The sequence below is a fragment of the Anaerocolumna jejuensis DSM 15929 genome (genome assembly GCF_900142215.1).
GTDB lineage: Bacteria > Bacillota > Clostridia > Lachnospirales > Lachnospiraceae > Anaerocolumna > Anaerocolumna jejuensis.
In genome coordinates this window covers 97,849-116,874 of sequence record NZ_FRAC01000010.1, presented here as the reverse complement: position 1 = coordinate 116,874, position 19,026 = coordinate 97,849, and the positions used below count along the sequence as shown (strand labels likewise).

Below are 19,026 nucleotides of genomic sequence, written 5' to 3'. Positions count from 1 at the left end.
TCAAAGTCCTATCTATTTGCTTATCAAAGTTCTATCTCTTATATTTATATTTCTGTTCTTTCAATGGAACTCTTTCACAAATAAATTATCTTTCCTGCAGGGCAGCCACTTTTCCTTTTGTCCGCTGTCCGGATTCCCGGCTTTCATAAAATTCGTCCATGCTTCTATCATATCATTGCTTAATTTATAATCATGGGCTTCCTTGGGTCTCCAGCTTTTGTCCAAAGTTCCGAACATGTACCAGAGCTCCGCTGAATGAAATGCCCCGGCGTCATCTCCCGGCAGATCACGGGTAAAAAAATATACATAGGCCGGTTTTCTTCCCAGTTCTTCCAATAACAGGCTCCATTTGACACAGCTTCTGTACAGGGAGCTATGCTCTCCTTTTTCAATCTGTTCAGGGGTACACAGAATGTCATTTTTCGTGGAACCAATCATATAAGGTATATCCTGTATGGCACCCTTCCTGGCAAGCTCATTATGACCGGCTTCTAATACATCCCTGTCTATAACAGGAATAAACCGCAGTCCCAGCCCTTCCCTTTCAAAATATTCATGGATCTTACCGGTGGCCAGCTGAATTTTCTCCTTAGATAAGTCTCTTAGTTCCTGCAGGGATTCCGCTCCGCATAATTCCACGAACCTCTCACCCACCTTTATTGCTTCTTCCATCGACAGGTCATAGCTTAACTCACATTCATACCCGCCTCCGCTTTGCAGAATCGCCTTTGCTATCATTCCCTTTGTCAGCTCCGAAGAAATTAATGTCTGTACGCTCATACAGCCTGCTGATTGTCCCATCACAGTTATATTCTCACGGTTTCCTCCAAAAGCTTCTATATTTTCATAGACCCATTTTAAAGCCGCTATTTGATCCCGTATGCCGTAATTGCCAGCCAGTCCTTTTTCATTTTCTGCAATCAGCCACGGATGAACCAGAAATCCAAAGGCACCCAGCCGGTAATTAATCGTTACAAGTATAACACCTTTTTTACAATAGTTTTCACCGTCAAATTCCTTTTCATGTCCAAAGCCATTGATAAAGGCCCCGCCATGAATCCAGAAAGCAACCGGCAATTTTTCATCTTCGGCATTAGCCGGTGTCCAAATATTCAGATACAAGGAGTCCTCGTCCATTGGTGTCATTGATTCTTGCGTATCATAAAATTCCTTCTTATAAAATCCACTCTGCTGAAACTGCATGCTTCGATTGCTGAAATGCTCTGCCTGTAAAACCCCAGCCCACGGTTCCGTCTCCACCGGCGGCTTAAACCGAAGCTCCCCAACGGGAGGCTTTGCATAAGGAACTCCTTTATATATGGTATATCCCTCCATTTCAACTCCACTGACATATCCTTTCGTGGTTTTCACAAGTTTTAATGCCATAGCTTATCCTCCTTCCAAAATCCGTTCCATAATGAAACAATTTCCATTTACTACTCTTATGATAAGCTGTTTTCCTGCCTCTTTCAAGCCTTTCTATTGTTTGGCCTGCTTTTAAGAATGAAAGGCCGAACATCCATGTCCAGCCTTTCATTCTTTACTCCTGTTACATACCCCAGACGAGTCTGCGCTACTGCCACGGTTATCTCTACTTCTTCAGACCGGCAATATACTCATCCAGCTGCCTCTGAACTTCCTTCCGTACATTTTCAATGCCGGCTGCTTCCATCTTCTTCTGGTAATCTGCAAGTCCGGTTTTGGCATCCGTATATCCTAATTCTAGCGGCCACCAATACTGCTGGTGCACACTCTGGCATGCCGCATATTCTGTTTCTATGGAGGATATATCAATGGTAAATGCGGAGAACTTTTCGGCGCCTACACCCTCTTTGATGCCAGCTTCAAAGCCTTCCTTTATTGTCTTATAATCCTCCGGAGTTCCGGCAATGCTCCTGTTAAATTCAGTGGTACGGACTGCCCACATATTGGAGGCCGCATAATTATTAGCGTCTGTTATTTTAAATTCCCCTTTATCATTCAGATTATAGGTCTTGTCTAATACTCCATAGAAAAAGGCATCATAAACAGCCTGGTCATTGGTGAGCAGATCCCATAAAGCCATGGCTCTTTCCGGATTCTTAGAGGTATTTGAAATAACCATTGCATCCTGTGTATAAGGCAGGTGGCTTACATTTTTATTGTAATTGGAATATTGGAAGCCCCATTCAGGATGTAACGTATAATAATTTGCATAGGTATCGATATTATGCACTCTCAGGGCTGCTTTTCCATTCTGGGTCTTGGTGGAATCCGTATCTGACAAGGCAGATTTGGAGAAGAAGCCTTTTTTATTCCAGCTTGCCATCATATCCAGAAAGGCCGGTATTTCCTTTGCTTCATAATAAGTAAACAGCTTTGGATTTTCCTCATTGGGATTATAGAAGAGGAAATCATTTGTAGCACCTTTGCTGGGCTGATATCCTGAATTCCACATCCAGACGTCATCCAATTCGGAACCTGCCGAATAAATATCAATGGGCTCCATTTCCGGATTATTTTTCTTTACTATGTCACAGTACTTTTCCAAATCCTCGAAGGTTTCCAGCTTCCCATTCCAATCGGTACCTTTCATAATATCCGTACGATAGATAGGGCCATAGGCTCCGTAAGTAGAAAGAAGGGTCGGTACACAATAATAGTGACCGTCCAGGGAAGCCTCCATTAAAGCAGTTTTTGACTGTCTTCCGTAATTTTTCGGCGCATAAGCCGGCCAAAGCTCATCCAGACTCATAAAGGCACCTTTTCTGGCTAAGGAAGAGAAATTCAGCCAGCCTGACGTATATGCCATGTCAAACACCTCTCCGGAAGAGAACAGCAGAGGATATTTATTCGCATAATCTGCCCAGGGAATCCAGTTAATTTTCAGAGTACAATTCAATTTTTCTTTTAGAATCTTGTTTAAATTTTCATCCACTGCATCCTGTCCGGCTGGCCTGTCCCCAATAATATACATTACAAGCTCAACTTCCTCGGATGTATCCAGTTTACCGTCACTTTTTCCTTCCGTTTTTCCAGTCCCGTCACCGCCCGGGGTATTGGACTTTGTAGAGCTGCTTTTGCCGCATCCCCCCAATAAGCTTCCAATCATAACCAGGATCAGAACCACACATAGCAAGCTTTTTCTTTTTCCCATAAAAACCTCCTTCTTAGAATTGATTTATATCTGACCGGTCAGCCTTTTACTGAACCGATTGTGATACCCTTTACAAAATATTTCTGCACAAAGGGATAGACCAGAATAATGGGTCCCGTTGCTACGACAGCCATAGCCATCTTTAAACTGCTGGAAGGCAGATTCTGTACCAGAATTCCTGCCTGGCTGGCGATTTTTGCAAGTGCCTGTGTCTGCTGCAGCATATTGTAAAGCATATACTGCAATGGATATTTTTCTTCGGAATTAATATAAAGCATGGCATTGTACCAGTCATTCCAATATCCCAGTGCCAGGAACAGACCAATGGTCGCAAGCCCGGATTTTAACAGGGGAATTATTATCTGAAAGAAAATCCGGTATTCTCCGGCACCGTCAATTTTTGCAGATTCGATTAAAGCTGACGGAATGGCAGCTACAAAGCTTCTCATAATCAACAGATAGAATACATTAAACATGCCTGGCAATATCAATGCCCAGATATTATCCTTTAAATGCAGGTATTGAATATAAAATATATAGGTACATACCATACCGCCGTTGAACAAGGTCGTAAAATAAAAGTAAAAGGAAAAGGCATTCCGGTATCTGAAATCCTTACGGCTGATAACATAGGAGGTCATTGTAATCAGCAGCAAGCCTAGCACCGTACCTATGATTGAAATATAAATGGATACTCCATAGGCATGCAGAATCGTCATGGGGTTCTTAAAAATCAATTCATAAGCCTCCCATGTAAACTGCTTTGGCAGCAAGCCATATCCGCTAAAACGGATAGCCTGCTCTGAAGTAAAGGAGCCTGAGACCATCATAATAAAAGGAAGCAGGCACAGCAATGCCATAAACCCGATAAAGATATAGCTTATCATATAAAATAATCTGGTAGAAGAACTCATTCTAATTTTACCAGCTCTTGCAGCAGCCTTGACCATGTTTACACCTCTCTTTCCCTAAAATAATGCATAGTCTTCATCAATGTGCTTCACAACGGCATTTACCACCATGATAATGGCAAAACACAGAACAGATTGATAAAAGGACGCTGCTGCCGTCATACCAAGATTCGAATTCTGAATAAGAGAGCGGAACACATAGGTATCAACCACATCCGTCTTATTAAACAGCTGCCCGTTATTACCGACGATCTGGTAAAACATTTCAAAATCCCCCCTGAGAATTCTTCCAACCTGTAAAAGCAGCATAGTAATAACAGTGGGCTTAATGCACGGCAGTGTAATATGCCTTATTCTCTGGAAAATAGTCGCTCCGTCAACAGCTGCCGCTTCATAGGTTTCCGTGTCGACACCTGTAATAGCCGCAATATAAATAACCGAATTGTAGCCGCACCATTTCCATGCATTAAAGATACAGATAATCCAGGGCCATACCCCCGGCATCGAGTAAACATTAACCGTCTTAAAACCCAGTGAATTCAGTACATTGTTCAAAACGCCGGTTTCATAGTTAAAGATATTATAGATAAAAGTACCAACAATTACCCAGGAAATAAAATAGGGCAGAAAAATAATAGACTGCGTCACTTTCTTAAATATTCTGGCATTGATATCTGTGATAAAAATAGCTACCAGAATAGCCAGTGCCTGTGACGTAAACAAATTCAGCAAGTTATAAACAATGGTATTCCGCGTAATCAGCCACCCGGTTCCGGACTGAAATAAATACCGGAAATTATCCAGCCCATTAAAATCGCTTCCAAAGACCCCCTTATCAAAGCGATAATTCTTAAATGCCAGCACCAGTCCTGACATAGGCATATATGCAAAGACCAGTACAAGCAGTACCGCAGGTGCCAGCATTACAAACAACGGACGGTTCCTTTTAAATTCATGTCCAAAAGCACTTAAATGTTTTCTCATTTACTTTCTCTCTTTCTTTCATTTATGTAAGTAACTGATGAACATATTGTAAGTTATTTAAAGTTCCATTCATAGATAATAAGACTAAGATAATAAGGAAAATCTTACGTTTTTTACTCATATTGCACAAATTTTCTACTGAATCCTATTGTTTTTATAAATACAGCTATACTTTGTGTAAAAAATCCTGTGCTTTTATACAATTTCCTCAAAGCATAAGCAATGTCAATATTCCACTAAATATCTATAAAAATACCTGATTACATTTCCTCCATGCCCATCCATTCACGAAAATTTTAAAGCAAAGTTCAGATGGTTTCTGGTTCCGTTCAGGCATTTTCTATTGAGCGGTTCCTTATGACACTTAAATGGCAGCCGTTATGACTAGGATAAATTACACCAGTGTCTGAGCTCACAGAGTTAATATAACCAGTAATTGTGAAGCGAGTTTGGTGCAATTTATCCTTCCAGGAATAACGGCTGGCATTTTAGTGGAATTGGAACCGTGAATAGAAAATGCCTGAACGGAACCAGAAACCATCGTCCGTTTCCCAAAGACTTAAATACAAGCAAGTCTCAACTGTTTCAAATACACTAAGTTATTTCTAAAATGCAAAAAACAGCTTTAAATTTATTAATAAAATTTAAAGCTGTCCACAAACAGTTTATTTACTTTAAAATTTCCTCTAACTCCTCATATTCCATAAGCGGTATCCGTATATGAACCGTAGTACCTGTCCCAGGTATACTGTCATAGGAAATACCATATTTATCACCATAACAGAGCTTAATTCTAAAATTAATATTCTTGACCCCATACCCGTTGTATCCATTGGAAGAACTATTGTCTAAAATCTGTGCCACCTGCTCCTCCTCCATGCCGTATCCATCATCTTCAATATGGAATATAAGCTCCTGAGCTTCTTTCACCGCACTGATTTTTATATTGCATTCCTTAATTTCCGGATGCTTTGCAATACCATGAAGGATGGCATTTTCAACAAAGGGCTGTAAAATAATACTTAGGCAGGCTTTCGAGCGGATTTCCTCGGACACCTCTATTTTCAGGCGGATAGCTCCGTCAAAATGCACATTTTCGATTTTTACATATGCTTCTACATGCTTTAGCTCGTTCTCAATCAGGATGGCATTTTTCCCGTGGTTCAGGCTGAGGCGGTAAAACTGTCCCAGGTTCTGAGCAATCTCCGCTATTTGCTGTGCTCCATAGTCCATGGCCCCCCAGTTAATCAAATCGAGGGTATTATATAAGAAATGGGGATTAATCTGCGCCTGTAATGCTTTTAGCTCAGCTGACATAACATTCTTGCCCAGCTTATAATGCTCTCGCATTAACCGCCTTACTTCCTCTGTCATGTAATTAAAATTAACAAATATCTCATCAATTTCATCCCCCGGCAGTTCCGGCTGCATGGGAAAGCCCACATTAAGGTCCCCGCTCTTAAGGGTCTTCATCTTATGGTTCAGCTTGGCCAGCCGCCCGACATAATAACGGGAAAGCAGAAAGGAAATAATAATTACCGCAATTGATATGACAACTATGATGATAAGTATAATCAACCAGATAAAGCTGATCTGCTGATGGAATTTGCTGACCGGTATCATGGAGAACATCTGCCAGCTGGATTCATCGACTGTTTGCCATACCACGTAGTAGTCAGTTCCTCCTGCCTTCCACTCTGACCAGGATTTAACCTTGGAGTCTGGTAATACGCCGGCATCATACATTTCCTTTATGGAATTTTCATCGGAGGATACCAGTAAATTTCCCCCTGCATCCAAAATATATGCCAGGCCGCTTTGAGTATTTTTTGACTTTTGAAGTATTTTTTCTAAATCGGTGACCGGTATCTCGACCTTACAGATATAAGCTTTCTCTTTTCCCTGTTCATCCAATATATTGATTGCCTTAAAAAGAGCAACATTGGTTTCCAGCCGGCTTGGATTGGAAGGCACCGTTTCATCAATCAAAGAAAAATACGCCTTTTCCTTCGCAACTTTTTTCATCAGCTCCTTATAATCCTTCCGGCTCTTGAGAGACGATTCGGGATAAAAATAATAATTATTGCTGGAGTAAATTAAGCTGTCCGGTACATACAAGCCGATTCGGAAAGAAGGGTTTGACAATGCAATTGCCTGAAAGATATCATTGAGCTTCCAGAACTCCCTGTACTGCTCATCCAGCTCCCGCTCTGCTCCAAAATCACTTGAGGAAAGCACATCCTCTACCTTGTTGTTATTTGATATTAAAGCAGAGGTATAATACATGTTTTCAATGTAATTCAAGACAAAGGCTCCGGCCTGTTCGCAGGATTGGTTAACGGAATACCGCAGGCGCTCTTCATAATTCCTGGATATGATATGATAGCAGACCAGGTTGATCATGATACATATGATAATGACCGGAATAGAAAAAGCATAGATCATTTTTTTCTGCATGGATAAATTCTTGAAAACCAATAGCATATCAGCTGCCCATTTCTTCATCCCAGTTTATTCTCCCTGTATTCTGATGGTATCATTCCGGTTTTCTTTTTAAACAGCTTTGCAAAATAATTGGCATCCTCATAACCTACCATATCTGCAATCTGGTACAGTTTAAGCTTAGGGTCACCCAATAGCTCCCCGGCTTTTTTCAGCCTGTATTCCGTCAGATATCCGCCAATTGTCATTCCGGTCTTTTCTTTAAAAAGGTTGCTCAGATAGGTGGGAGTCAAATAAACCACCTCAGCCAGTACCTGTATTGTGAGCCCCTTGTCTCCGTAATTTTCCCATATATATTCAATAACATGCTTTACAATAAAATTATTCTTACGCTCCTTGTCATTTTCCTCCAGCACCTCCGTCACATGCCTGCTTACAAAAGCATGCATCTCCCACAGGGTCTTCACGCCGTCCAGGAATTTAGCATTCTCTGTCTTTCTTTTTTCCTCCTTTGAGAAAATACCCAGATAAAGCTCCCTGTCAGACTGGACTATAACACTGTCAAGGGTATAATAAATATTCCTTACATTAAAATTTAATACTGCATGGTTGTCAATCAGCATCTGATAGGTGTCATTTAATATATCTGTGGCTGCCTTCAAGTCCTTATGAAGCAGCGCTTTATGAAATTCATTCTGCAGTGCTTCCGGCAGCTTGTCCTGATAATAGGAATAGGGTTCATCATAAGCTGCCCAATGGTTCCATCCTTTAAAAGAAAGAAACTGCAGGCTGGATAATGCACTTTGATAAGAATCGGGAAGCATTTTAAGAGACTCCACCTCTTTTCCGATTCCCCAAAAACAGTCCTCGTCTTCCCTGGGCATGGCTGAAACAGCAGACCATAAGGCGGACATGACCTCTTCATTACCGGAAATGGTTTCCTTCTGTCCATACAATAATAATACAAATAAATCTTTCTCCACAAAATCTGTTAAAAAATGAATTCCTGCCGAAGCCAGCATCCCGGAAATGCTGCCCTGGCACCGGTTACTGAATTCTGCTGCATTGGAAATACTTTTCCTGGTATGCAGGATAAAAATGCAGAAAACCGAAGCTTGCTTTAAGATTTTTCCCTCTTGGGATAATTCAATGGTATTGAGAAGGTTGCCTGTTTCTTCTCCTGACATCCCTAGCAGTGAGTGCAGTAAATAGGTGCTCTGCCTTTTTGATTTTTCCACGGACTGTATTGCCCTTATAATTGCTTCCTTTAATTCAGGAATGGATATTGGCTTCTCCACATAGCTAACCGCTCTCAGCTCAATGGCAGCTTTCAGATATTCTTTATCCGAGTAACCGCTGATAAAAATTATCTGGCACTCAGGCAATACTTCCTTAAATTTTTGGCAGAGCTGGATGCCATTCATTCCGGGCATCATAATATCCGAAATAATGATATCCGGCTTAAATGCTTCGCAGATTTTAAATGCTTCATCCGCATTTTCTGCTGTACGTACCAAATCTACACCTAGCTCTTCAAAAGGAACATGCTTTTCAATCCCTTGCCTTATCACTCTTTCATCTTCTACGATAATCAGACGAATCATGGTATTCCCCCTGTATAATTTTTGCTGGTTTAATTATAATGCTATTTCATGTAAACGTACAAGCCTTTACTGCTTCTATTCTTCAAAAGCTGCCATTCTTCTAACGTTATCCTGCTTTAGAAACTTCTCTTTTCAAAACTGCCATTCTTCAAAGCTTCCCATCTTCCAAACTTTCTAGTCATAAAAAGCTTCTCTTCTACAAAGCTGCTATTCTCAAAACTTCCTCGCCTTTAAAGCTTCCCATCTTCAAAAGCTGCTATTCATCAAAAGTTTCTCTGCTATTCTTCAAAGATACTACTCTTAAAGGATTTCAATAGCTATCTGATAATGATAATGTCCCTTTCCGATGAAATATTCCGGATGAATTGTTTTCGTCCATCCGTTATCACCGCCCACGCCAGCATGAATAAAGTCAACATTCAGATAAACATTCTTATCCCTTCTTAATTCCTCCTCATAATCGGCCTTATCACAGGACAGGACCGAATAATCATGAATATCAAAATGGAAGGGCACGGCTCCGGTAATACGAATTCCCTGTTCTGCTCCATCCTTTATTATAAGGTATCTTACCTCCTCTTTTCCGCCGCATTCCACCGGCTTGATATAAGGTGTATACTGCTCTGCAACGGTGCTGCTGTAACAACCGATATGGGCTGCCATTTTCCTGTCACTGTAATTTTCCCATGGACCTCTTCCATACCAGGTGATTTTATTTTTATCCTCAGGAAGTAGAAGGGACATTCCGATTCTGGGGATGGTCTTTGAATTGCAATTATTTATGACAGTCTTACTAATCGTAAGCCCTCTGCTGCCAATGCGGTACTGAGTAGCCACCTTAATCTTTCCCTTGTTATAGGCTACTTCCGTGAAAATAAATATCTGCGTATCCGATACGGCCGAACTGACGCTCACCACCTGCTTCTCCAGGTTATTTAACCCTTCTTCCTTCCACTCTCCAGCATAATTTCTGCCCGGCTCTCCCGTTCCTTCATCAATACCAGTCACCGGCCGGTAAAAATTATCACTGCCGCCGATAAACATTTCCTCTGAGGCCAGAACCACCTTAGTGAAAAGGCATTCATCCTTATCAAACTGAATATCGGTATCCTTACCCTCTATGATTATCCTGTTCCCTGTCTCACGAAGTGACAGCTTCTCTCCGGAAATCATTACCTCTTTCCCATATAATTCGGACTGCTCCAACGGAAGCTGGTAAGTATAGATTACATGTCCGGCTTCTGCATAAGCTGTTTTTTCCCGTAAAGAAAACCGGAATGTCACAAAGGCTTCTCCTTCGATTTTTCCTTCATCAAGCTGAAAATCCAGTACTTCAGACTGCCCCGGCAGCGTAAAATACTGCCTTAATTCTCCGGCATCAGCTATCCTGCCATCGCATTGAAGCTCCCAGGTGATGCTAAGATGGCTAAGGTCCCTGTATTGATAGTAATTCTGTATCCTATATACTGCTTTATCAAAATACGGCGGCACATCATAGCATACCTTCACAGGCGCCTGGCTATTCCGCACTTCGTAAGCTGCGGGCTTCCAGCTCAAGTCCGGAAATACAATTCCGTTCAGGCACATATCCTTTACCGGGTCCAGCACCGGCTCCTCAAAGGCGCCGCCGTAAACATATTTAACCGAACCGTCCTCCCGTACTTTTGTCAGGGCTTTATCCTGGAAATCCCAGAGAAACCCTCCCTGAAAACGGGGATACTTCTCTACCAAATCCCAGTACTCCGCAAAGTTCCCGTTGCTGTTACTCTTAGCATAGGCATACTCGCACATAATAAAGGGCCTGATATCCTGTAAATCTGCCATTTTATTTTCTATCCAGGCTCTGGTGGGATACATGGGGGCAATAATATCCGTAATATTGCCTTTTGGGTCACAGGATTCATACTGGACGTATCTGGTCTTATCATATTCCTTTATCCAGCCGTACATGGCTGCGTGGTTCATACCCGCCCCGGACTCATTTCCCAACGACCACAGGATAACGGAGGGATGGTTTTTATCCCGGAGGACCATTCTGGAGGCACGCTCTATGTAAGCCGCTGTCCACTCCGCAGATGAGCTTAACTGGCCGCCGTAGCCATGGGTTTCAAGATTTGTTTCATCCACCAGATAAACTCCCAGCTCATCACACAAATCATACCAGTCATTTCCATGAGGATAGTGGCTGGTCCGTACAGCATTAAAATTCAGCTGCTTGATGCACTCAAGCTGCTTTCTCATATATTCCGTTGTAACGCACCTGCCCGTTTCCGGACAGAATTCATGCAGATTAACTCCCCGGACAATCAGGCGTTTTCCATTGAGATAAAGTATCCCGTCTGATTTTATTTCAACCTTGCGAAAGCCCACCCTTGTACTTTCAATGTCCGTGATATTTCCTGCTCCATCCATGGTTTCCAATACTAGGGTATACAGATAAGGGTCTTCAGCCGACCATAAATGGGGACGTAATACCTTTACCGACGGAAATGCCGTAAATTTAGGCAGCAGATAATAACCGCAGACCGCATAGGGCTCACTGTTAAAAGTAGTTATAAGCTCTTCATTGCTATCATAAAGGCTTAACCTTACCTTGCTTTCCCCATATCCTTCCACTGTGTTATTGGGAAGAAGCATTACCTTTAATTCCGCTTCCTCAAAATTATCTCCCTGGAACAGAGTTTCCACCTTATAATCTAAAAGTCTTTGCTTTTCCTTCGCATAAAGCCGCACCTCCCGATGGATGCCGGATAAATGCCAGTAGTCCTGATCTTCCAGGTAAGTTCCGTCACAGAATTGGAGAACTTTAACGGCAAGTTCATTTTTTCCCCTTCTGACTGCATGGGTAATATCAAAGGCTGCCTCCAGCTTACTGTCCTGGGAATAGCCAATTTCCACGCCATTTACCCAGAGATAGAAGCAGGCTTCAACGCCGCCGAACTCGATAAAGATATCCCTTCCTTCATAATAGTCCGGTATCTCAAAGGCCGTATGGTAATAACCGGTCAGATTTTTTTCCGGCACATTGGGGGCATTAAGCTCCACCTGGCCTTTGGCTGTCTCCAGTTCAAAATGGGAAGTCTTATTCCCTCTTTGAAAGGGATAAAGCATATTGGTATAAACAGGCTTTCCATAGCCCTGCAGTTCCCAATTGGACGGCACTGGAATATCTGCCCAGTCTTCCTCCTTAAAATTAAAAGTTTCAAAGCCCTCCGGCACTTTCTCAGGACTGTCTGTCATACGGAATTTCCAGCTTCCACTGATATTTTGTACATATCGGGATGCGTTACGGTCACCTGCTAAGGCTTGGGGGATTGATTCATAAGCCCCGTAAACAGCATGCATGGGGTAACGGTTCCTCTGTGTTACATATTGATTTTCCCATAGGTTTTTCATATAAATACTCCTTTCCTTCTACGGCAAACGCATAAAGGAATTAATTGTAATTAACCAGATGAGTTTGGCTTACATTTAAGAATTTTCCATTGAAGGGTTCTTAATGACACTTAACTGGCAGCAGTTGTTCCTAGCAGAAAGGATACCATTGTTTGAGCGTATTTCAGCGAGTTTGGTATCCTTTCTGCTGCCAGGAACAACCGCTGCCGGTTTAGTGGATTTTAGAACCCTGAACAGGAAAATTCTTAAATGTAAGCCAAACTCATCGGAAGCTTCCATAATTACCTTTCATGCGTTTGCCGTGCTTTCCTTCTAACCGCTATTGACAATTTTCCTTTTTATATTGTATTAATTTTATACATATTATACAATGAATTAGAAGGCCGCCTAAATGGTTTAGTTGGTCGAATTTTTATCCGTTTTGGTAGTAATATGAGAGTTCTAAAAAGTGATAAGGGGATATTATGAAGGTTGAAATGAAGAAAGATGTCATTTACCGTTGTATCGGTTCTGACTTTGATAACGGAATAATTGCATGTGGTTTTATGACCAAGCCCACCGCCAGCCATTCCCAATATAATTTCCGCATTGATTATTACAGCTGCTTTTTACTTCTCTCCGGCAGTGGAATTTATCATACAGCCGATAACAAAAAAATACCAATAAATCCGGGAGCCTTTGTACAGCGCCTGCCAGGGGTCTGTCACTCAACGGAAATTATTCCTGACGGAAACTGGCTGGAATTCTTTATCAGTTTCGGGCACTCGACCTATGATTATCTGTGCAGCCTGAGCCTGCTTCCCGTTGATACTCCTGTCCTGAATATACCTTATGATGAAATTACAATCCAGACCCTCTCCCGGCTTTTAAGAAAGCTGAAAGAAGCGAATGACGGCAGCCTGCCCCATATATTATTGCAGGCGCAGGAAATTGTACTGTCCCTGAGTTCTTCCGCAGAAAAAACTTCCTTTCAGGATCCCAGGAATAAAATAATGGAAGAAGCCTGCCATTTATTATCCTCTGACGCCAATCAAAGCAGAAGCCTGGAAGAACTCGCGGATAGCCTGAATATAAGCTATGAGAACTTCCGAAAACAATTTCTGAAATACACCGGTGTTTCCCCTAACAGATACCGTATCGAACAGAGGATGAAGCATGCGAAGCTCATGCTTTTATCCGGCATTTCCATTAAGGAAACTGCTTTGCTTACTGGTTACAGCGATACCTATTCCTTTACCAGGCAATTCACCAATACAGTTGGAATTCCGCCGGGACGTTATATAAAAGAAAGATAGTATTTATATTAATTTATCCCTAATATTTTCTGGATATTTTTACTGCTGACAAGTTCAATTTCCTTATCATTCATACCAATTTCACGCAATTGGCTTATCCCCAGATTAATATTATCTGCTCCATAAGGACTGTCGCTGCCAAGTAATATTCTCTCTGCGCCGAAGTTATCTTTTGCCCTTTTTAACATTTTAATAGAATGCAGCAAAGGACATGAAATGTCAAAATAAACATTTTTTCCAATGGTATTGTCAAACTCTTCAATGCCAATCAAATGTGCAAGTATAAAGGTAACTCCCGGATATTCTTTTGTAAGTTTTATAAACTTTTTTACCTGGTCTTTCGATTTTAAATGGATAAATATAGGTGTTTTATTTTTTTCCGCCCATTCGACAATAAACTTTATATTGTCCATGTCAAATTTTGTCCAGCACTGATGCATTTTTAACATATAAAATGAATGCTTTTTCAGAAAGTCATTCATTTTCTGAAGGCAATTCTCTTCTAATGGATTTATCCAATATGTATTCAAAATATATTCAGGGCATTCTTCCGCCATCAATGCTACCTTTTCATTTCCTTGATCTAAATACCTATTCATTTTACTTACACTAATCACGATTGTTGTCAATAAATTATTTGAGTAGATTAACCTTGAGCTTTTAAATATTTTTGCTAAATATGGCAATTTATATATCTTTTTACTATTTGGTTCGCCTGCTGAAAGTATTATTTTATAAATATTATTTCTCTTCATATAATCAATAACATTATTCGTATTTAAAAACATTCCGCAAGCATGAGCATGCCCATCTATAATTATCATTATTATTTCTCCCATAAACTGAATTTATATATAAAGTCGAATTTAATCCTTTATAAATAGCTTATCAAAAGCAGCTTTCATCATAAACTCTAATGCATTATCTCCTGATTCACCAACCATACTTTGATTTATGTATATCATAAAAAAACTTAATAAGGCCGCATTGAATACAGATGATGATTCTGTTAGCTTATATCCCTTTTTTTTCGCAATCTCAACAAAATCCTGCACTCTGCTTTGATCTTGACAGATGCCTCGCTGCCTTTCATTTTCATTCATCTTTGACCATATTTCATTAAGTAATTGCGGATTGTTAAGAACATGCAGCAGAGGTTCCTCATCCATATAATTTAGAGATTTCCAAACAGTATACTTTAATGCCTCAGGATATTCAAATTTTTGCAAAAAGCTATGTAAGTTCTTCATTTCTTCATCATGCATTTTTACCTCAATATCCAGAATAAGATCATATGCCATAGATTCTTTCGATTCATAAAAAGTATAAAATGAACCTTTGGCTATACCGACACTTTCAACAATTTTATCAATACTTGTTTTCTTTATTCCATATTTTTCAAATAGTTTTTTACCTTCTTTTAGCATATTTAATTTTATTATTTGCTTTTCATATTCAGAAAAATGTTTTGCCATATCTCCCTCTATCAATGACTATTATTTTGTTTTAGTCATTGTAACACTTCTATAAATTACTGTCAATTATAAAAAATAGTAATTCTCTCTTGACAAAATGTAACTAGTAAATTACAATGAAAATGTAACCAACAGATTACATTTTGTAAAGGAGATAATACCTTGATACAGAATCGGATTAAAGTTCTGAGGGCAGAGCGTGATTGGACACAGGCTGATTTAGCTGAAAAGGCAGGTATTTCCCGCCAAGCGGTTATATCAATTGAGAAGTATAAATACATTCCCTCATTGGAATTAGCTTTTAAAATTGCAGAAGTTTTTAATGTTTCAATCAACGAAGTTTTTGAACACAAGGAGGGCAAAGGCGATGAATGAACAAACTATTATTCTATTTTTCCTTATTATTGCTACTAGCGTTACTCTTTTTCTTTATATTTGGAAGGCTAAAAAGACGGTCGAATACAAAAATGATGAACGTTGGCAGCTGCTCCAGAACAAAGCAAATAATGCGGCAAATTATTCAAACTCTATCTTGATAATATTATTAGCTATTGGAAGTACGGTAACGCTATTTTCCGATATTCAAATAACCTTTACCTTTGATCGTGTCTTAATATATGGTATACTTTTCATAGGTTTGCGCAACGTTATAGAATTGTGTGCATTAGGATATTTCGATAAACGGCTTTAACTTCTGGAAACAACGAATAGAGCTTCCGCCAGGAGAAAAGGACCTTGATGAATTTTGATGTTTTGAAGAAATAAACTGAGCAGCTGGAAAATTATTAAATAGAGGGATAATGCACAGCTATGGAGGACGGTATGGAATTTGAAAAACTATATAAAAAACTTGAAGCAACAGATATAAGTGATTTTTACCGGGTCGATACTGATTTCATGTTAGAGATAATAAGTATGACTGATATTCCTGACACTCTTCGAATATACAGCACAATCTCTCAGTGGCTGGGGAACTCCTTGCGAAGTGGGGTCTGGACTTATTATGAAATTGCAGATACACAAGATCTAAAGGTAACAGCTCAATATTTATCACGCAGTTCATGGAAAGAGTTCCATAATATGTTCTGTCTGGGGATGCATGATTACCAGTCCCCTCAATTTATTGAGAATTTCGATTATCCGCAGGAATGGATTGATGAATCTGAATCCATTGATAAATGGATTTGGGACAATGAGCAAAAACTATATGAGTGGCAAAGAGAATTTTTACTAACTCACCGGGATGAAGTATGTTCCCTATAAAATACGGTTAAACCTTTCAAAATATCATTACATTGGATAATTCTCTCCGAAAAAAGATATCCAAAAAGGAGATGCATTTTTATATCAGCATGGATTTCTTGAAATTTATTTTAACGCTCTAATATATGTCAAAAGCACAGTCGTATAAATTTGATTGTGCTTTTAGCCCTCTGATTAGATATTAGATATCATCAGCCCTGCTGATATAATTTTTGCAGCCAACAATTTCAAAGATCGTTATTTAATAAACCATTTATTTATATAATATTTATTTAAATTTGCCTGAATATTATTACGATAATCTTGTAAAGACCCTTTATTAATAGGCCTATACATATTTATTTCAGTAGTTCCATCATCTTCCCATTTACAATATGGGCAAATATCATAACCTGTTCCTTCATTTAAATCATATAATTCTGTTAAGGTTTTAAATCCACAACAAGGACAAGGAAATAATTCTTCCACCTCACCAATAACTTCAACTTCATATCCTATAATAGCATGAACTATTTCTGATAAAAATCCATTACTAATGCCTTGAGAATACGCTTCCAACTCAGTTTGTTCTATATTGTTCTCTAAAAAACTCTCTTCTAAATATTTTGATAAATCTATTTCCTTTTCAACAGTACTGCGTATTTCATCAATCAATTTTAATGCATTTTCTCTAGATATATTCTTCATTTTAATTTCCCAAGTCTTTTTAATGTTTCAATTACTAAATCATCAGGACGACCATCTCATTTATAAAAAGACTTCATACTTCCTCCTTTCACTGTTCACTTACCTTTATCGGAAAGATTCTATAATCTTCTTTAATTCTGATAATTCAATTGTTCCTTCTAAAATATACTTTATATTATCCTTATAAAATATTGCCGTATAATTATTTAATCTGGCAGAATTCTTCCCGATAATCTGTGCTTCGATTCCGTTAGAGCCCTTAAATTTTTCATGGTATGCGTATGCTAGCCCCGAATAATCCGCATTGGCTTCGTTTATTTTCTTTTTTGTGCCTGTGATATAAAACTCAAGTCTTAGACTTACCGGTGAATTATATTTATCATCCTCGGATTGAGGTCCTTTATAAAATGCTCCTGTGCCCTGCCTCTCAAAATCCTTCAGGTCTCCAATAATATACATGTTATCGTATATTGACACCAAATTCATTCCAAACTTCTCGTCACCATCAAGGGGATAAAGCAGTGATATCTTCTCCTCATATTTCTCATTATATTCCAAATCACTGGTCAATACATGTATCCCAAGCTCGTCGGTACAATCTTTTAAGGATGTATAATACTTAGTGCCGCTATACACACCATAATGATCCAATTTTTCCGGCTTGTTTACTGTAATAAGCTCCATTTTAACGTCAGGCAGTTTAAAATCCTGTATTTTAGCCGTATCTTTTGTAAAAAAGCCTGCTGCAATTGTATAAATACCTTGCCAGTTAAATGCGATAATCAACATTGCACATACTGCCACAGCAAAAGAGAAGCCTCTTTTTCTCACAGATTTTTTCTTTTCAGTAATTATTTTATCATTGAATATTTTCCATATGTTATCTGTCGATAGCTGAAGCTGGTCCTCCAATAAATTAATTTGCGGTGACTCATCCCTTTTAATTTGATCAAGCTCATAAGTTTTCATAAGAGTATCCCCTTTCTAATAGACTTTTTTTTAACTTCTTTCTGGCTCTTAGAAGCTTAGCTTTTACTGTATTCGGATTCAACTGCATATCCTCTGCTATCTTTTTCACGGTCTCTCCTTCCATATAATATTTTGTGATTATTTCCTTATCCAAAGATTTCAAAGTGTTAACTTCATGCAGGAGAATATCTCTGGTTTCTCTGTTCATCACTTCATATTCCGGAGAAACATCACCGGTTATTTCCATGTCGTCATCAATGGATAATAAATTATAGTTCCCGCGGATTTTATTAATTGCTAAATTTCTTGCAATTATCCCAATATAATTTTTCAAATTTCCCTTCTTTGCATCCAGCCTGTCACTCTGTTTCCAAAGAGCAACGAATACATCGGCAACTACCTCCTCAATATCCTCATTCCTCATGGATACCGATATTCTACTTTTCACGATTGCTCCAACATAATTCTTATAAGTGTCAATAACCTCCTCATAAGCCTTCATATCGCGTTGCTTTAACCTTTTTATCAGAACTTCATCCTGCACTTATCTCCCTCCCGTAAATTATTTACTAAGTAAATTCATTTATTTGAGCTTATATTAATACAATCACATTTTTACAGCTTTGGGTTGCTTATTAGAGAGTTTTTTTATTTAATAATTTGATTTTATCAAAATCTTCTATTATTAACAATTTATATTAATGCCCTGGCATATCATTTCAATGACATCAAGCACTATATGGAAGAATGACTATAAGTTCGGTAAGAAATCCTGTTTAAATGGGAAATTTTAAAGAAATTAAGAATCCTTTAATACTTTGGATGATAGAAGAAAAAACAAGAAGGAAGAATCGGGGAATAGAG

The 19,026-nt window shown here is 39.2% G+C and carries 16 protein-coding genes; 4 read left to right on the top strand and 12 right to left on the bottom strand.

From position 1 onward, the window contains the following. Nucleotides 1–60: 60 nt before the first annotated feature. The 7 genes from BUB77_RS10185 to BUB77_RS10155 all read right to left on the bottom strand — a co-directional run bounded on the left by BUB77_RS10185 (nt 61) and on the right by BUB77_RS10155 (nt 12,473). Nucleotides 61–1,386, bottom strand: a complete 1,326-nt coding sequence (locus BUB77_RS10185; protein WP_073275459.1) for a carboxylesterase/lipase family protein — start codon at nt 1,384–1,386, stop codon at nt 61–63. Nucleotides 1,387–1,591: 205 nt separating this feature from the next. Beyond that, complete coding sequence (locus BUB77_RS10180) at nt 1,592–3,136, bottom strand: ABC transporter substrate-binding protein (RefSeq protein ID WP_073275457.1); 1,545 nt, start codon at nt 3,134–3,136, stop codon at nt 1,592–1,594. Nucleotides 3,137–3,174: 38 nt separating this feature from the next. Then, nucleotides 3,175–4,086, bottom strand: a complete 912-nt coding sequence (locus tag BUB77_RS10175; RefSeq protein WP_073275455.1) for a carbohydrate ABC transporter permease — start codon at nt 4,084–4,086, stop codon at nt 3,175–3,177. Nucleotides 4,087–4,104: 18 nt separating this feature from the next. Next, on the bottom strand, nt 4,105–5,031 hold the full coding sequence (locus BUB77_RS10170) for an ABC transporter permease (protein ID WP_073275453.1): 927 nt from the start codon (nt 5,029–5,031) through the stop codon (nt 4,105–4,107). A 669-nt stretch (nt 5,032–5,700) separates the two neighbouring features. Continuing rightward, complete coding sequence (locus tag BUB77_RS10165) at nt 5,701–7,536, bottom strand: cache domain-containing sensor histidine kinase (RefSeq protein WP_073275451.1); 1,836 nt, start codon at nt 7,534–7,536, stop codon at nt 5,701–5,703. Continuing rightward, a complete protein-coding gene (locus BUB77_RS10160) occupies nt 7,533–9,077 on the bottom strand; it encodes a response regulator transcription factor (RefSeq protein WP_073275449.1) in 1,545 nt (514 codons plus the stop codon). The genes BUB77_RS10165 and BUB77_RS10160 overlap by 4 nt, the downstream gene beginning before the upstream one ends. 300 nt (nt 9,078–9,377) lie before the next feature. Then, nucleotides 9,378–12,473 (bottom strand): glycoside hydrolase family 2 TIM barrel-domain containing protein, encoded by a 3,096-nt coding sequence (locus tag BUB77_RS10155; protein WP_073275447.1) that lies wholly within the window; start codon nt 12,471–12,473, stop codon nt 9,378–9,380. Between the two features lie 464 nt (nt 12,474–12,937). Between BUB77_RS10155 and BUB77_RS10145 the strand changes: the two genes are divergently transcribed. Then, nucleotides 12,938–13,768, top strand: coding sequence for a helix-turn-helix domain-containing protein (locus BUB77_RS10145; RefSeq protein ID WP_073275444.1), 831 nt, complete (start codon nt 12,938–12,940; stop codon nt 13,766–13,768). A gap of 8 nt (nt 13,769–13,776) precedes the next feature. On the opposite strand, the gene BUB77_RS10140 is transcribed toward BUB77_RS10145, so the two are convergent. Both BUB77_RS10140 and BUB77_RS10135 read right to left on the bottom strand, forming a co-directional pair. Further along, nucleotides 13,777–14,592: an amidohydrolase family protein gene (locus BUB77_RS10140; protein ID WP_073275442.1), complete on the bottom strand. Its 816-nt coding sequence runs from the start codon at nt 14,590–14,592 to the stop codon at nt 13,777–13,779. Nucleotides 14,593–14,634: 42 nt separating this feature from the next. Beyond that, nucleotides 14,635–15,243 carry a TetR/AcrR family transcriptional regulator gene (locus BUB77_RS10135; RefSeq protein ID WP_073275440.1) on the bottom strand — a complete coding sequence of 203 codons (609 nt, stop codon included), beginning with the start codon at nt 15,241–15,243 and terminating at the stop codon, nt 14,635–14,637. 162 nt (nt 15,244–15,405) lie between these two features. Between BUB77_RS10135 and BUB77_RS10130 the strand changes: the two genes are divergently transcribed. From BUB77_RS10130 to BUB77_RS10120, 3 genes are all read left to right on the top strand, one after another. Next, nucleotides 15,406–15,618 (top strand): helix-turn-helix transcriptional regulator, encoded by a 213-nt coding sequence (locus BUB77_RS10130; protein WP_073275438.1) that lies wholly within the window; start codon nt 15,406–15,408, stop codon nt 15,616–15,618. Then, nucleotides 15,611–15,934, top strand: a complete 324-nt coding sequence (locus tag BUB77_RS10125) for a hypothetical protein (protein WP_073275436.1) — start codon at nt 15,611–15,613, stop codon at nt 15,932–15,934. The genes BUB77_RS10130 and BUB77_RS10125 overlap by 8 nt, the downstream gene beginning before the upstream one ends. Before the next feature lie 131 nt (nt 15,935–16,065). Then, the gene (locus tag BUB77_RS10120) at nt 16,066–16,506 is read left to right on the top strand and encodes a hypothetical protein (protein WP_073275433.1); all 441 of its coding nucleotides are present in this window, start codon (nt 16,066–16,068) and stop codon (nt 16,504–16,506) included. 237 nt (nt 16,507–16,743) lie between these two features. Here the strand turns inward: BUB77_RS10120 and BUB77_RS10115 are convergent, their stop codons facing one another. From BUB77_RS10115 to BUB77_RS10105, 3 genes are all read right to left on the bottom strand, one after another. Then, nucleotides 16,744–17,193 carry a CPCC family cysteine-rich protein gene (locus BUB77_RS10115; protein ID WP_073275431.1) on the bottom strand — a complete coding sequence of 150 codons (450 nt, stop codon included), beginning with the start codon at nt 17,191–17,193 and terminating at the stop codon, nt 16,744–16,746. A gap of 105 nt (nt 17,194–17,298) precedes the next feature. Next, nucleotides 17,299–18,162 (bottom strand): hypothetical protein, encoded by an 864-nt coding sequence (locus BUB77_RS10110; RefSeq protein ID WP_073275429.1) that lies wholly within the window; start codon nt 18,160–18,162, stop codon nt 17,299–17,301. Next, nucleotides 18,149–18,706, bottom strand: coding sequence for an RNA polymerase sigma factor (locus BUB77_RS10105; RefSeq protein ID WP_073275427.1), 558 nt, complete (start codon nt 18,704–18,706; stop codon nt 18,149–18,151). The genes BUB77_RS10110 and BUB77_RS10105 overlap by 14 nt, the downstream gene beginning before the upstream one ends. Nucleotides 18,707–19,026 lie beyond the last annotated feature (320 nt).

Coding starts and splice junctions, on each gene's coding strand:
- BUB77_RS10155 (WP_073275447.1), bottom strand. CDS start 12,473: ATGAAAAACCTATGGGAAAATCAATATGTAACACAGAGGAACCGTTAC.
- BUB77_RS10185 (WP_073275459.1), bottom strand. CDS start 1,386: ATGGCATTAAAACTTGTGAAAACCACGAAAGGATATGTCAGTGGAGTT.
- BUB77_RS10145 (WP_073275444.1), top strand. CDS start 12,938: ATGAAGGTTGAAATGAAGAAAGATGTCATTTACCGTTGTATCGGTTCT.
- BUB77_RS10170 (WP_073275453.1), bottom strand. CDS start 5,031: ATGAGAAAACATTTAAGTGCTTTTGGACATGAATTTAAAAGGAACCGT.
- BUB77_RS10120 (WP_073275433.1), top strand. CDS start 16,066: ATGGAATTTGAAAAACTATATAAAAAACTTGAAGCAACAGATATAAGT.
- BUB77_RS10135 (WP_073275440.1), bottom strand. CDS start 15,243: ATGGCAAAACATTTTTCTGAATATGAAAAGCAAATAATAAAATTAAAT.
- BUB77_RS10125 (WP_073275436.1), top strand. CDS start 15,611: ATGAATGAACAAACTATTATTCTATTTTTCCTTATTATTGCTACTAGC.
- BUB77_RS10160 (WP_073275449.1), bottom strand. CDS start 9,077: ATGATTCGTCTGATTATCGTAGAAGATGAAAGAGTGATAAGGCAAGGG.
- BUB77_RS10175 (WP_073275455.1), bottom strand. CDS start 4,086: ATGGTCAAGGCTGCTGCAAGAGCTGGTAAAATTAGAATGAGTTCTTCT.
- BUB77_RS10110 (WP_073275429.1), bottom strand. CDS start 18,162: ATGAAAACTTATGAGCTTGATCAAATTAAAAGGGATGAGTCACCGCAA.
- BUB77_RS10180 (WP_073275457.1), bottom strand. CDS start 3,136: ATGGGAAAAAGAAAAAGCTTGCTATGTGTGGTTCTGATCCTGGTTATG.
- BUB77_RS10115 (WP_073275431.1), bottom strand. CDS start 17,193: ATGAAGAATATATCTAGAGAAAATGCATTAAAATTGATTGATGAAATA.
- BUB77_RS10140 (WP_073275442.1), bottom strand. CDS start 14,592: ATGATAATTATAGATGGGCATGCTCATGCTTGCGGAATGTTTTTAAAT.
- BUB77_RS10165 (WP_073275451.1), bottom strand. CDS start 7,536: ATGAAGAAATGGGCAGCTGATATGCTATTGGTTTTCAAGAATTTATCC.